This window comes from Alicyclobacillus shizuokensis NBRC 103103 (assembly GCF_001552255.1).
GTDB classification, from domain to species: Bacteria; Bacillota; Bacilli; order Alicyclobacillales; family Alicyclobacillaceae; genus Alicyclobacillus_G; species Alicyclobacillus_G shizuokensis.
Genome location: NZ_BCQV01000012.1, coordinates 24,585 through 38,272 on the forward strand (window position 1 = coordinate 24,585; position 13,688 = coordinate 38,272).

General features: G+C 54.6%; 12 protein-coding genes. All 12 read right to left on the minus strand.

What is annotated here, in order from left to right:
* Positions 1-17 precede the first annotated feature (17 nt).
* Positions 18-1,175 (minus strand): iron-containing alcohol dehydrogenase, encoded by a 1,158-nt coding sequence (locus ASH01S_RS06100; protein WP_067925160.1) that lies wholly within the window; start codon positions 1,173-1,175, stop codon positions 18-20.
* A complete protein-coding gene (locus ASH01S_RS06105) occupies positions 1,176-2,255 on the minus strand; it encodes an Ldh family oxidoreductase (protein WP_067925162.1) in 1,080 nt (359 codons plus the stop codon). It lies immediately after the preceding gene.
* A complete protein-coding gene (locus ASH01S_RS06110) occupies positions 2,248-2,973 on the minus strand; it encodes an RraA family protein (protein WP_281178200.1) in 726 nt (241 codons plus the stop codon). Before ASH01S_RS06110 ends, ASH01S_RS06105 begins: the two co-directional genes overlap by 8 nt.
* Positions 2,963-3,835, minus strand: coding sequence for an NAD(P)-dependent oxidoreductase (locus ASH01S_RS06115; RefSeq protein WP_067925168.1), 873 nt, complete (start codon positions 3,833-3,835; stop codon positions 2,963-2,965). Before ASH01S_RS06115 ends, ASH01S_RS06110 begins: the two co-directional genes overlap by 11 nt.
* 84 nt (positions 3,836-3,919) lie before the next feature.
* A complete protein-coding gene (locus tag ASH01S_RS06120; RefSeq protein WP_083516873.1) occupies positions 3,920-4,696 on the minus strand; it encodes a carbohydrate ABC transporter permease in 777 nt (258 codons plus the stop codon).
* A 73-nt stretch (positions 4,697-4,769) separates the two neighbouring features.
* Entirely contained in the window at positions 4,770-5,669 is a 900-nt protein-coding gene (locus ASH01S_RS06125; protein ID WP_083516859.1) for a carbohydrate ABC transporter permease, read from the minus strand.
* A gap of 150 nt (positions 5,670-5,819) precedes the next feature.
* On the minus strand, positions 5,820-7,148 hold the full coding sequence (locus ASH01S_RS06130) for an ABC transporter substrate-binding protein (RefSeq protein WP_083516860.1): 1,329 nt from the start codon (positions 7,146-7,148) through the stop codon (positions 5,820-5,822).
* Positions 7,149-7,189: 41 nt separating this feature from the next.
* A complete protein-coding gene (locus ASH01S_RS17860) occupies positions 7,190-7,654 on the minus strand; it encodes an RpiB/LacA/LacB family sugar-phosphate isomerase (protein WP_083516861.1) in 465 nt (154 codons plus the stop codon).
* A 40-nt stretch (positions 7,655-7,694) separates the two neighbouring features.
* The gene (locus ASH01S_RS06140; RefSeq protein WP_067925183.1) at positions 7,695-8,387 is read right to left on the minus strand and encodes an RraA family protein; all 693 of its coding nucleotides are present in this window, start codon (positions 8,385-8,387) and stop codon (positions 7,695-7,697) included.
* 118 nt (positions 8,388-8,505) lie between these two features.
* Positions 8,506-9,498, minus strand: a complete 993-nt coding sequence (locus ASH01S_RS06145) for a LacI family DNA-binding transcriptional regulator (protein WP_067925186.1) — start codon at positions 9,496-9,498, stop codon at positions 8,506-8,508.
* A gap of 156 nt (positions 9,499-9,654) precedes the next feature.
* Positions 9,655-10,182 carry a helical membrane plugin domain-containing protein gene (locus ASH01S_RS06150; RefSeq protein WP_067925189.1) on the minus strand — a complete coding sequence of 176 codons (528 nt, stop codon included), beginning with the start codon at positions 10,180-10,182 and terminating at the stop codon, positions 9,655-9,657.
* 15 nt (positions 10,183-10,197) lie between these two features.
* Positions 10,198-13,389 carry a formate dehydrogenase subunit alpha gene (gene fdhF / locus ASH01S_RS06155; RefSeq protein ID WP_083516862.1) on the minus strand — a complete coding sequence of 1,064 codons (3,192 nt, stop codon included), beginning with the start codon at positions 13,387-13,389 and terminating at the stop codon, positions 10,198-10,200.
* Positions 13,390-13,688: the final 299 nt, after the last annotated feature.

The window sequence follows — 13,688 nt, forward strand, 5'->3', positions numbered from 1 at the left end:
CACATGCAAGTTATGGGCTACATCGCCATTCGACAGATGGAAATCAAATCTTCGGCCGTAGTTCGACGTGGATTCACCGGCACGTTGCCCGACTCCAACGCCTCAGCGGCCACGGAAGGCAAGGCAGCTTCCTTGATCCCGAAGTCTGAGAGCGTAGCTGTGATGCCAATGTCTTCCTTTAATTTCCGAACGACCGATACGGCCTCCTCGGCCAACTCCCGCCGCGTTCTTCCTCGTCTGCTGCAACCGAAAATCTCAGCTATATCGCCAAACTTTTCAACATTCGAGACCACATTGAATTGCATGACCTCAGGTAGTAAAATCGCATTGACCACTCCGTGTGGGATGTGGTAACGCGCTCCCAGTGGCATCGCCAACGCGTGTGCCAAGCCCAAGCGAGTCGGGTTGAACGCCATGGCAGCCATTAAGCTGGCCAAGAGCATATTGTACCGCGCTTCTCGATTGTCCCCTTGCCACACGGCTTGACGCAGACTTGTAGCAATCAAACGCATGGCGCGTATCGACATGGACTCCGAAATGGGTTGAGTCGTCTTGTTCACGTAGGATTCCAGCGCATGAGTCAACGCGTCCATCCCTGTCGCAGCCGTCACTTCAGGAGGCAGCGTAAGCGTCAGGTCCGGGTCACAGAGGGCCAGGTCAGGACAATTAAAGTAGCTACCGACACTGACTTTCACTTGCCGAGACCGGTCAGATAAAACGGACCAGATGGTGATTTCGCTTCCGGTTCCCGCAGTCGTTGGGACCGCAATGACCGGAGCTCCTTTGTGGGGCACCTTGTTGATGCCAACGTAGTCTCGTATGTTGCCTTCGTTTTTCATCATCAGTCCAATAGCCTTGGCGGTGTCCAAGGAACTGCCGCCACCAACCCCCACAACCAGGTCACACCCGTGTTGGAAAGCCACTTGGACACCATCATCTATGGACTGAATGTCCGGATCCGATTGAATCTTGGAAAAGACATGGGTCGGTACATGAGCCTTCTTGAGCACCTCCAGCACCTTTTCAGCCACACCCGCCTTTACAACCCCGGGATCGGCGACCAGCAGAACCCTGGTCCCGGATAGACTGCGAACATGATCAGGCAGACGGTCTACAGCACCGAATCCAAACTCGACGGCCGTCGGAAGTTCATAACGAAAGGTACGTTGAAGCATTTACACCATCTCCTTGCCAGATATTCGGGTCAACACAGACGGCGCACCAAGTTCCCGGGATAACTTATTCAGCTCTTCAAGCACCCGCTCTGGTAGTTGAATCCCATTCTTCTTATTGATTTCCTCGATCCGGGATTCAATTTCTCCGGGTATGAAGATTTCGTCCACGCCGGGAGCCTTAGGCTCCGCCTTCAATTCACGGATATATTGATCCATGCGCGACTTGAACTCTTCTGCCGGCATGAACCGGTTTATATCAATGGCTAAGAACAAGTGCCCGACATTTTGCGGATGTAGCCAGTCCTCATACATATTCCGGACGTACCGACCAAATCCGGCACCCGTTAGGACCCCGGCCAGCATGTCTATCAAGAGGGAGATGGCATACCCTTTGTATCCTCCAAAGGGTAAAACTGAACCCTCGAGAGCTGCTGCCGCATCGGTCGTTGGCCTCCCGAACTTATCTAGGGCCCAGCCCTCCGGAATGGGTTCTCCTTTTTCTGCCGCCACAATGATTTTCCCTCTGGCAACAACACTCGTGGCCATATCGAGAATAAAAGGATGTTGATCGCCTGCCGGTATCGCCACCGTCAGCGGATTCGTACCGATGAATGGCCTTATTCCTCCGGTGGGAGGCATGGTTTGGGAGGCGTTGGACATGACGATAAGTATTACGTCCCGCTGAATGGCTTTCAGGGCATAATAGGCTCCGGTCCCAAAATGATTGGAATGCTTGACCCCAACCACCGCGGTGCCGCAGCTTTTGGCCAGGCGAAGAACCTCGTCCAGCGCCGCGCTACCTGCTACCACGCCTACGGTGTTGTTCCCATCGACCCGAGCCGCTGCCGGAGCGATGGACTCTATGGCGATCTCGGCCCTGGGGTCGACCATTCCCTTCTGAATGCGTTTCACATAGATCGGCACTCGAACGACTCCATGTGAGTCGACCCCACGAAGATTCGCCTGAACTAATGATTCGGCAATCAAGGAAGCACGGTCTTGCGGTACTTTAATCAGCCGCAGTATCTGCTCGCACCAGTCCTGTAGTTGCAGCCAATCAATCCTGATGAAGTCAGACATCAAATGAACATCCCTTTTGTCGTAAAGTTTGGTCTACCCAACTGCGATCCACAGTTCCTGACACAACATCAGATAGGATCGCTTGCTCGCGTTGTCTCTGACTTACCGCTGCGCGCAAGACTGACTCGGCCGCATCGGGCGGAATTGCAACCACCCCATCCGCGTCACCCACGATGATGCTTCCAGGAACCACGGTCATACCGCAAACCGATACGGGGACATTGATCTCCCCGGGGCCATCTTTGTAAGGACCTCGGTGTGTTACCCCCCTCGCGTACACCGGAAAGTCTGCCTCAGCGAATGCTCGGACATCCCGAATCGCACCGTCGACCACAAACCCACGAAGGCCTTTGTGCATCGCCAGTGTCATCATGATCTCGCCGACAATGGCATTTGTTACGTCTCCACCCGCATCGACAACGATCACGTCCCCTGCCTGCGCCAGGTCCAGTGCTTTATGCACCATCAGATTGTCACCCGGTCTGGTCTTGACGGTCAGGGCGACCCCCAGCAGTTGTGCGCCTCGATGCAACGGCCGCAAGTGAGCCGTAGAGCCGTAAATTCGATTCAGATTGTCACTGATCAGCGGAGTCGAAATGCCTCGATAGCCCTCCACGAGTTCCCACCTAGGACGCGACGACATCTGTAAAACTTGAAATCCGTGTGAGCCCATGATTCCTCTCCCTGTATACGTGACGTGGGTTGTCTCATTCTGCATCAAACAATTTGCTGACGGCCGAAAAGTCAACCTCACCGAACTTATGGGATGCTAACAGGTACAAACTTCTTGCCAGACTGGCCAGAGGCATCGAGACGGAAGCTCCGTCGGACAAAGCGATGCCGAGATCCTTGATCATGAGATTCATTTTGAATCCCAGGGAGTCGTTCCCGGTAAGAATATCTTTGCTCTTGTGGGTAAAGATCCAGGAAGCTCCCGAACTCTGGCTGACCACCTCAAGGACGCGGGACATGTCCAGATTCAGCTTGCGCGCTAACTGTATGGCCTCCACTGTCGCCAACATATGGATGCCGGCCAACATCTGGTTGATGGCCTTGACGGCTTTGCCATCCCCAACATCGCCAACCGGAATGACGTTGGCGGCCAGTTCACCGAGAATGTCGCGGACAGCTTCGATAACAGCGGGACTGCCCCCGGCCATAATGGTTAACGTTCCGTTCTCCGCCCCGGAAGTCCCGCCACTAACCGGGGCGTCCAAAACACTCGCACCGCGAGACCGGAATTCTTCATCCACGCGCTTCATAACGCCTTTGCTGCCGGATGTCATCTCAACCAGGACGAGCCCCGGGCGCACTCTGAATAAAACATCCTCCTGCAGTAAGGAAGATTCCATTTCACGGTCGGACGGCAGGATGGTCATCACCACATCGGATTGCTCTATCATCTCCGCCACATCGCGAACAACCTTTGCTCCGAGCGTCTCAAGTTGCTGTACAGGCTGTGGTCGCCTGTGTCGAACGACATTCAGACTGTATCCTGCCTTGCACAGGCGGGTGGCCATAGGCAGTCCCATGGCACCCAATCCCAGAAAACCGATTGTTTGTTTACGGATGTCACCCATGGTTCCATCTCTCCCCTCCATATGATCCGTGTTTTACCTATGACCGAAGGGTTGGATTTATCTGTCCAACGAGAGGGCGGCTGCCTATCCCTTGACACTTCCCGCTGTAATGCCCTCAATGAGGTATTTCTGAAAGAATATGAATATGATAAACAACGGGACCAAAGACAGGGTGGCCATGGCAAACAGCGGGCCCCATGAACTTTGCCCGGTCACGTCCACAAATTGTCGCAGGGCGAGTGCGACCGTGTAAAGATTTGTACTGCTGATGTACAGTAACTGGCTGAAGTAGTCATTCCAAGTCCAAATAAAAGTGAAGATTGTCGTAGTAACTAAAGCGGGAACGGTCATGGGCAGAATCACAAAAAAGTACATCCGTACAGGTCCGCATCCATCGACCCTGGCTGCCTCATCCAATTCTTTGGGTATGCCCCTCATGAACTGAATCATAAGAAAGATAAAAAATCCTTCCACGCCGAGAAACTTAGGAACAATCAACGGCCAGTAGGTGTTTATCCACCCCAATTTATGGAACAAAATGTATTGAGGAATCACGGTGACATGAAAGGGCAGCATCAGCGTTACAAGCATTACCGCAAAGAGAAATCGTCGAAGGCGAAAATTCAGCCGGGCAAAGGCGTACGCCGCCATAGAACAGGAAATCAAATTTCCGATAATAGACATAGCCACGATGAAAAATGAATTTAGGAAGAAACGGTCAAAACCAATCCCGGACAGCCCAGCCCATCCCTCGACATAATTCGCAAGCGTCGGCATGCTGGGTATGAAGAAGTTGTCTCTAAATATTTGGTTCTCCTGATTGAACGAACTGCCCAGCATCCATAGAAGTGGATAAATCATGAGAATACCCAACAAGATGTTAAAAACATGCCGGAACCAATGCACTCTGGTCAGGCTCACATCAACCCACCGCCTATTCCGAATAGAATACCCATTTCTTGGATGTCGCAAAGAGGAACGCCGAAATGATGGCAATGGCAATCAGCAACACCCAAGCCATGGCTGAAGCGTATCCCATTTGGAAATTAGAAAATCCGGTTTGATACAAATACAGCGTATAGAACAAGGTTGAGTTGAGAGGACCACCACTGCCGTCGCTCACAATGTACGCCGGCGTAAACGCCTGGAATGATGAGATGATCTGCATCACCAAATTGAAAAATATGAAAGGTGTCAACAGCGGCAAGGTGATTCGAAAGAATCGTTTCGATGTGCTGGCTCCGTCAATGGTCGCGGCCTCGTGGAGTTCGACAGGTATTTGTTGTAGGCCGGCCAAAAAAATGATCATAGGTGACCCGAATTGCCAAATCGCCAAAATGATTAAGGTATATAACGCTGTCTGTGGAGAATCAATCAGGTTTACATTCTGTAAACCGAATAGATGCTCCAGCAGATTACTGACCAGACCGCCCCCGCCAAAAATTTGCTTCCATAACAAGGAAATTGCCACACTGCCACCAAACAGGGATGGAACGTAATAGACTGCCCTGTATATATGCAGTCCGCGAATGCCTTTGTGCAGCAAAAGGGCAATGAGCAGGGCTACGACGAGATGAATAGGCACATTCAGTAATACGTAGGTGAGTGTAACCTTTACACTCATCAGGTACTGCGGATCCTGGAACATTTTAACATAGTTACCGATTCCAATCCACCGAGGACGATTGATCATGTCATAATTAGTAAATGATAGATACAAAGATGCGATCATGGGCAGGGCTGTTAATCCGAGCAAACCCACAAGCCACGGTGTAAGAAAAAGATATCCGGCCATACTCGATTGGCCATTTCGAGTCCGAGCTTTCAAGGACATTGTGCGAAGAATTACGTATCTCCGAGCTGCGAGATCCGTTCGCTTCTGCACTTCATGCAACGGTTTCAGAGTGGTCCCCCCCATTTCATCATTCCAGGAAGGGCGGGCACTGCGCCCGCCACCCATGGTTCGAACACACTGGGGCCCCAATTATTGACCCAGAAGGCTGTTTACTTGCTCAAAGAACTGTTGGGCTCCCTGGGATATCGACACCTTGCCATACGCGACAGCTTGGGCGGCATTGGTAAAATCTGCAGCAATCTGGTTGTACCCTTTGGGCGGTTTCGGGGCCGTGCTTGCCAGTTTCAATCTGTTGCTGATGAAGTCCATCTCTGATTGCTGTGGCGGCGAAAGCAATGGCTTGATAACTGAATCTATCTTTGTGGATCCGGGCGAGCCCTGTTCAAGTTTGAATATCTTTCCCGCTCCTACATCATTGATGAAGAAATTGATGAACTCAGCGGCCTCTTTCGGATGTTGGGAAGATTTCGGAATCGCGAGGTAGGCTCCTTCGACAAACTCCCCGTTCCTTCCATTTTTCATCCGAGGTTCGCCGACCAATCGGACTTTGGCGTCTGGCATGGCGGTTTGGTACAGGTATAACTGGTTGGCAGGTATCGCAGTGATACCAACCTTGCCCTTGGCGAACAATGTTTGTTCCGGGGCCACCCCTGTATACTGCGCCTCGGTTGCCGCATCGGGGACAACGCCGTCCTTGCGAAGCTTCGCCCACATCGCAAACCAATCTTCCAAATCCTGTTTGGTGAACCCCAATTTCCCGTCAGTCGTAAATAGGTCCTTTCCGCGCTCCCGCAGAAAATACTCAAAGACAGGCTCCATGGCACCGCTTTCATCATCTGCTCCCCAATGATCCTTGCCTTCCCCTTTGGCTATGAAGGCCTTTTTCACGGCGGTGGCTTCGTTAATAAAATCGTCCCACGTCCAGTTCATTGTGGGCGGTTGGACACCCAGCTGTTTGAAGAGAGTCTCATTGTAAATTTGCCCAGACATCGTCACGCCCTGAGCAATCATGTCCAAAGACCCATTGACTTTCCCGCTGTCCGTCACAGCTTGAGGGAAGTCTTTCAGGTTAATCACGCCCGACTTGACGTAGGGTTCCAAATTCAGTAAGGCCCCTCGTTCCGCATAATCGGAGACATAGAATTGATGCATACCAATAACGTCTGGGGCATTCCCACCTGCAATCTGGGTAGAAAGCTTGGTCCAATAATCGGCCCAACTGGTCGGTTCTGCCTTGACATCGATATTAGGGTACTTTTTCTCAAACTGAGAAATGACACCATTGTATACCTTGTTGCGAACGGGGTCCCCCCACCACGTGAAGCGAATCGTAACCTTCTCTTTGCTAGCTCCCCCGGCCGCGTTGTCCGTCCCGGAGTTGTTCCCCTGGCCACAAGCTGACACAAGGCAAGCGGCGGCCATCGAGACCACGAATGCGGATCCCCATTTTCTCTTCATGGAAAATCCCGCCTTTCCTGCAGATAGTGCTGGATACTTCCTCAAGACTCCGGAGCGACACGTTGACCCTCTTCTATGGCCCGCACCTTGGCCAGCCGTCTACTGAACGGAAGCATCTCGACATAGCGCGCCGCCAAATAACGGTCGATGATATCCTGAGCAAGCCATGGACCTATGATTTGCGCCCCCAGGCACAATACATTACAATTATCGTGTTCCACACATTGATGAGCTGAGTGGGCGTCGTGACAGAGTGCGGCGCGAATTCCACGGAACTTGTTCGCTGCGATAGTTGCACCGACACCCGTTCCACACACGATTACGCCTCTATCGCAAGTGCCGTCGAGCACGAGCCCACAAACTTTTTCTACGATATCTGGAAAATCCACTGGTTCTACGGATCTGATTCCACAGTCCGTTAATTTATGCCCGCATTCTTGCAGGTGAACACAAAGGAAATCCCTCAGGCCAGCACCAGCGTGGTCATTCCCAAACGCGATTTTCACCGTATACCCTCCGGCAGTGCGGTGAAGAAGCCACATCCAATCATTTCACCGTCTCGTCCAATTCCCAACCTAATTGTTCGTAAAGCTTCCGTCGCCCAATCTTGTCTTTTTCCAACTCCTGTCTTGCATACTTGGCAACGTCCTTCGCAATCTTACGCGGAACAACAATCACACCGTCCCCGTCGGCCACAATCACGTCTCCCGGGTATACAACAACGCCGCCAATGTTTACCGGAACGTCTTTTGCTTCAAAGCGTATCCTTCCCTGGTCCATCTTCTGGCTCACAAACTTTGACCACACAGGAATCTTTTGAAGAATAATTTCATCAGTATCGCGAACTCCGCCGTTGGTAACGATACCTCGGATTCCTTTTGCATAGCAGGCAAGTGAATTATTGGAGCCAATGATCCCTACATCCACGCCACTCTGGTCGATGACGATGAAATCTCCAGGCTCGATGTCATGAAACCAAGGATCATTGCAAACCTCGCGGTAATACCAGGAAACCCACTGCGTGTACTCCTCCGGACTCATGGATGGAATATTACTCTCGTACGGCACGTACCTCGCCGTCCTTGCAATTCCGAAAGCCCGCGTTCGGAAGAGAGGACGAATGTCATAGGAAACCGATCCGTAATGGTGCATCATGTTCCAATCCATTCCGTCACGCACGTCCGTAACCCGCAATCCTTCGAAGAGTTCCAATAGCTCCTGACGTTCCTCCGGTGACACGTCGAAATCCCCCCCGAGGGTTATATGCAATCGATTTCTGCAACCGATTGCCTTGATTGTACATCCGACTTCTGATTGAGTCAATAGATAGATTTCTCAACGGAATCGGATTTTCTCGTCACCGAGTCCGGACTGAGGACTCGCGGACGACGATCTCTGGAGTCAGAGTCACTGCATCATCAGACAGTTTCTCACCTTGGATCAACTTGATGACCGATTCCGTAGCTATCCTTCCCAGTTCACGAGCTGGCTGTTTGATCGTGGTCAAAGGTGGGGCTAGGTGCTTGGCCCAGACCGTTTCGTCATACCCAACGATAGCGACGTCGCCGGGAATTCGCAGGTTTAGCTCCCGCAACCTCTCGATCACATACAACGTAAGCACGTTGTTAGTAACAATCACGGCGTCCGGTTGATACTCTTCGTACAGAGGTGAAAGATTCAACTCCGCTTCAGGGTGCTTCCGCCATACGGCCACGGAATTGATGCCATGTTCGCGCATCCCTTCTTTGTAACCCTCTACACGTTCCGTCCACGTGCTGACGCCTTCTTCATTGTAGGTGACAAGGGCAATCCTCCTAAATCCTTGTCCAAACAGGTGCTCGACGGCCAGACGAATTCCCTGCCTATTGTTCACAACAACAGAATTTGCGACAATCCCTTGAATCGTTCGATTTAGGAACACGAGCGGAAAACCGGTTTGGATAAGATGGGCCAGCATTTCCTTGTTGTGCACGGTAGGGTTGATAAGAATCCCATCGACCCGCCTTTGCTGCAGGCTGAGGATATATTCTTGCTCCTTGTCGCCGTTGTTTCCCGAATTGCAGATCATTAGGTGGTAACCAAATTGATTGCACGCCTCTTCCACACCGTCCAGAACGGTCATCCAAAATGGATTCTTCAAGTCCGACAAAATGAGACCAATTACCCGTGTTTGCGCCATCTTGAGGCTACGAGCCAGCTCATTCGGTCTATAATTTAGTTCCTGAACGACCGACAGCACCTTTTGCCTTGTTTTTTCTGAGATATTCACCGTTTTTCCGCTTAGAATTCGCGAGACGGTGGACTTAGACACTCCAGACAGCTTCGCGACATCTTCCATCGTGAATTTCATATACTCTCCAACCCTTTCTTGCAATCGATTGCAGCAACCGGTTGCTCATTGCTATCTAGTATATATTCTAGCATTCCTGCTGAAAGAGTTGACATCAATGGGCAGCAAACGATATGGGCGGAGACGCGAAGCAACAGCGTACGCTCAGAAAGGATCTTATTCTACTCCCTCGGCTGTGCCGCTCTCCTGACGTAGCCCCCGCCCGACCGCCTGCAGCAGGCCAAGCATCCAGGCGAGACCAGCGGCGACGTCCGGATCGCGCAGAGCGGCCAGCAGCGAGAAGAAACCGTCAGCACGGAGCGCTGCCGGCGGAGAAGCAGCGACCTCCGGCTGGCCCGCCTCAGCCGCGTCCCACGCGGGCCGTAAAAAGGGGGCCAAGAGCGGCTGCAGCCGCGCCAGGTCGAGACGGCCAAGGAGCTGCAGCAGCCCTATCAGGTTCTTGATACCGCCCGCGTATTCTGGCCTTCCGGCCTGGCGGACGAGGATCTCCAACACATCGCTGCCCTGTTCGAGCAGCGCAGACCCCATCTCCAACAGGCCGCTCTTTTCCAGCGCGTCCAGCAGGCGCAGCCCGGCCTGGATGGCGTCGTGGTGCTTGGCCGCCGCCTCTGCAATCGCCGTCGCGGAATCCGGCCCGACAGCTGGGCGTGGTGTTGGAGCCATCAAACGGATGGCCTGTGCCATGGATGAATACCTCCCCTATGGTCCTTGGCTGTCGACCGGCGACTCTTGCCGTTCTCCGTCGAATGTGAAGCCGCTGCCCGCACCGAGACCGGTCGCCGACCGGCCGTCTGGAGAATGGCCACCAGGTCCTGGCGCAGGCGCAGCCTTCCCGGCGACGCGCTGTCTGGCAGTGTACACGTCCACGGCGGCACCCTTGACGAACGGCTGCACCGTGCGGTCCACCAGTGAGCGGTAGTCACCGCGCCGCCACTTGCGTTCCACCTCCACACCTGCCTGCGGGTTAGGATGGCCGAGCCGAAAGTTGCCGCGTACGACGGGGGACGGTCCCCGCGGTTCCAACACCTCCATGCGGACCGCGACCTCTTTATAGGCGGGCGTGCGCGTGACGTGGTCATGGTAGCTGCTGGTGAGGTAGTTGACCGCCTCATCGTCCTCCGGCGTATTCATCGGCAGATACAGTTCTTTGCCCTGCACCCGGTCTGTCACCGTCGCCCTGACTTGGACCGATCCGTACGGCGACACGATACGCACCAGAGCGCCGTCGGAAATTCCCCGCTCCCGCGCCAACTCCGGCGACACCTCGACATAGGTGGTCGGCACCTTGCTGCGAATTCCGCACACGCGGTACGTGAGATTGCCTTCATGGAAATGCTCCAACATGCGCCCGTTGTTCAGGTGCAAGTCGTACTCCTGGTTCGGCTCCAGGACAGGCTCGCGCCAGGTGGGCGGGTGCAGGCGGGCCTTGCCGTCGGGAAACGGAAATCCGTCCGTATACAAGAGCGGCGTATCACGCCCATCGGGCTGCACCGGCCATTGCAGGCTCTGGTACCCCTCCAGCCGGTCCCAGCGAACACCGGCCATCAGGTCCGTGAGGGCGCAGGCCTCGTCGAGGATCTGACCCGGATGTTCGTATTTCCAATTTGCCCCAAGCCTCTGCGCTAGCCGCGTGATGATCCACCAATCCGGCTTCGCCTCTCCCATCGGCGTGAACACCTGGTACAGCCGCTGGATGCGCCGCTCCGTGTTGGTAAATGTGCCTTCCTTTTCAAGGCTCGGGCAGGCGGGCAGAATGACATCGGCAAACTGCGCTGTCTTGCTGAAAAACACATCCTGGACCACGAAGAATTCGAGCTTTTCGAAGGCGGCCTGTACGTAGTTGGAATTGGAATCCACCAGGGCCATCTCCTCGCCCTTCAGATACATGGCTTTGAGCTCGCCTTTGTGGATGGCTTCGACCATCTGGTGGTTGTCCAAGCCCGGCCGCTCGGGCAGCTTCACTCCCCAGGCGCGCTCGTACTTGGCGCGCACCGCTTCGTCCTCCACCCGCTCATAGCCCGGCATATAGGCCGGAGCGCAGCCGAAGTCGCCGGCTCCCTGCACATTGTTGTGGCCGCGCAGCGGGTATGCTCCGGTGCTAGGGCGCCCAAAGTTGCCGGTGACGAGCAACAGGTTGCAGATGGCAGTGCTGGTCTCGCTGCCTCCCACGTGCTGCGTCACCCCCATGGCCCAGCAGATGCAGACCTTTTGCGCCGCGTGAATCATCTCGGCCGCCTTGGCCAACTGGTGGCGCGGGATGCCCGTCTCCCGTTCGGCGTACTCCAGCGTATAGGGCTGGAGCCATGCGCGAAAATCGTCGAGCCCGTTCACGTGAGCATCCAAGAACGCCTTGTCCTCCCAACCGTTGTCCAAGATGTGTTTCGTGACCGCGGCCAGCCAAATAAGGTCGGTGCCAGGCCTGGGATGCAGCCAAAGATCGGCGCGGTTGGCCATGTCATTTTTGCGCAGGTCCGCTACAATGAGCTTCTGGCCGTGCAGCTTGTGCGCCCGCCGGATACGGGTGGAAAGGACCGGATGCGATTCCGCCGGATTGGCCCCCACGATGATGACCAAGTCGGCCATCCCCAGGTCGTGGATGGATCCGCTGTCGCCACCGTACCCGACGGTCCGCCGCAACCCTTCCGTGGCCGGCGTCTGGCAATAGCGCGAGCAATTGTCGATGTTGTTGGTGCCAATCACCGCACGGGCGAACTTCTGCATCAGGTAGTTTTCCTCGTTTGTGCACTTGGATGAGGAGATACAGCCAATCGCGTCTGGACCGTATTTCTGGCGGATCTCCTGCAGCCGCCGCGCCGTGTAATCGAGCGCCTCATCCCAGGACACAGGGATAAATCGATCATCGCGGCGGATGAGCGGCTGTGTCAGCCGATCCGGGCTGTTGACAAAGTCCCAGCCAAATTTTCCTTTGACGCAGGTGGAGATTTGGTTGGCCGGCGCTTCCAGCTGCGGTTCCACCTTGAGGATTTTTCGGCCTTTCGTCCAGATGTCGAAGCTGCAGCCGACACCGCAGTAGGTGCAGACGGTTTTTGTCCGACGGATGCGCGACTCGCGCATCTTCGCCTCCACCTCGGAGACGGTGAAGATAGGACCATAGCCCGGTTCCACCTCCTTGGTCAGGTGGACCATCGACTCCCACAGGGACGGCTTCATCCCGGTCATGAACCCAGCCTCACCCAACATCGACTTTTCCATCAGGGCGTTGCACGGGCACACCGTGACACAGTGGCCGCAGGACACACAGGACGATTCGTTGATGGGCACATCGTCATCCCAGATCACGCGCGGGCGATCCCGTTCCCAATCAATGGAGAGCACCTCGCTGACCTGCAAGTTCTGACAGGCCTCCACACAGCGGCCGCAGAGGATGCACTGGTCCGGATCGTACCGATAAAACGGGTGCGAGTTGTCTTGCTCGTAGGGCTTGGGTGAAAACGGATACTTCTGACTGTTGATATGCATCGCCATGGTCGTGTTGTGAACGACACAGTTGCCGTTGTTGTTGTCGCATACGGTGCAGTACAGCTCATGGTTGTGCAAGATACGGTCCATGGCCTCGCGCCGGGCGGCCTTCGCCCGTGGGGTCTTGGTCTGAATGGTCATCCCCTCTGTTGGCGCCTGTGCACAGGTGCGCACCAGCTGTCCGTCCACCTCGGCGATGCAGGTGTCGCACGTCTCTACAGCGCCTAGCGCAGGATGAAAACACACATGCGGAAAATCGGCTTCCATCTGCACAATGGCGGCAAGAATGGGTTCGTCCACGGCCGCATCCAGAGTCTGGCCGTCCACCGTGACGCGCACGCGCGCTGCCTCTCCGGCCAGCGTCGCCACAGTTGCCTTGGACTCGGCTGTATTGACGGGAGCTTTGCCCATGTCCACCCCTCTTTGTAGCGGGAAGATTTGTCTGCCACACCATCGCGGGCTTAATCCCCTCGTATGCTCTCCGAGTTCGGGGTGGATGATTCCTGAATCCGACGAATTTAGCTTGATGCGCCAAGACATCCGCGCTATAGTAAGAAAATGAACAATTAACCTTATTTTCCCATACATGTTAGTGGATGCTGGTCTGAATGATCCGCGCGTGGGTTATCGGGAACCAGCGAAGTGGGTGGCACGGCTGCGCGCCATGAGGACGGACGATCACGTACTGGTGCTCAAGACGCATATGGGGT

Coding starts and splice junctions, on each gene's coding strand:
- ASH01S_RS06120 (WP_083516873.1), bottom strand. CDS start 4,696: ATGATTTATCCACTTCTATGGATGCTGGGCAGTTCGTTCAATCAGGAG.
- ASH01S_RS06150 (WP_067925189.1), bottom strand. CDS start 10,182: ATGGCACAGGCCATCCGTTTGATGGCTCCAACACCACGCCCAGCTGTC.
- ASH01S_RS06100 (WP_067925160.1), bottom strand. CDS start 1,175: ATGCTTCAACGTACCTTTCGTTATGAACTTCCGACGGCCGTCGAGTTT.
- ASH01S_RS06110 (WP_281178200.1), bottom strand. CDS start 2,973: ATGCAGAATGAGACAACCCACGTCACGTATACAGGGAGAGGAATCATG.
- ASH01S_RS06105 (WP_067925162.1), bottom strand. CDS start 2,255: ATGTCTGACTTCATCAGGATTGATTGGCTGCAACTACAGGACTGGTGC.
- ASH01S_RS06130 (WP_083516860.1), bottom strand. CDS start 7,148: ATGAAGAGAAAATGGGGATCCGCATTCGTGGTCTCGATGGCCGCCGCT.
- ASH01S_RS06125 (WP_083516859.1), bottom strand. CDS start 5,669: ATGTCCTTGAAAGCTCGGACTCGAAATGGCCAATCGAGTATGGCCGGA.
- ASH01S_RS06145 (WP_067925186.1), bottom strand. CDS start 9,498: ATGAAATTCACGATGGAAGATGTCGCGAAGCTGTCTGGAGTGTCTAAG.
- fdhF (WP_083516862.1), bottom strand. CDS start 13,389: ATGGGCAAAGCTCCCGTCAATACAGCCGAGTCCAAGGCAACTGTGGCG.
- ASH01S_RS06115 (WP_067925168.1), bottom strand. CDS start 3,835: ATGGGTGACATCCGTAAACAAACAATCGGTTTTCTGGGATTGGGTGCC.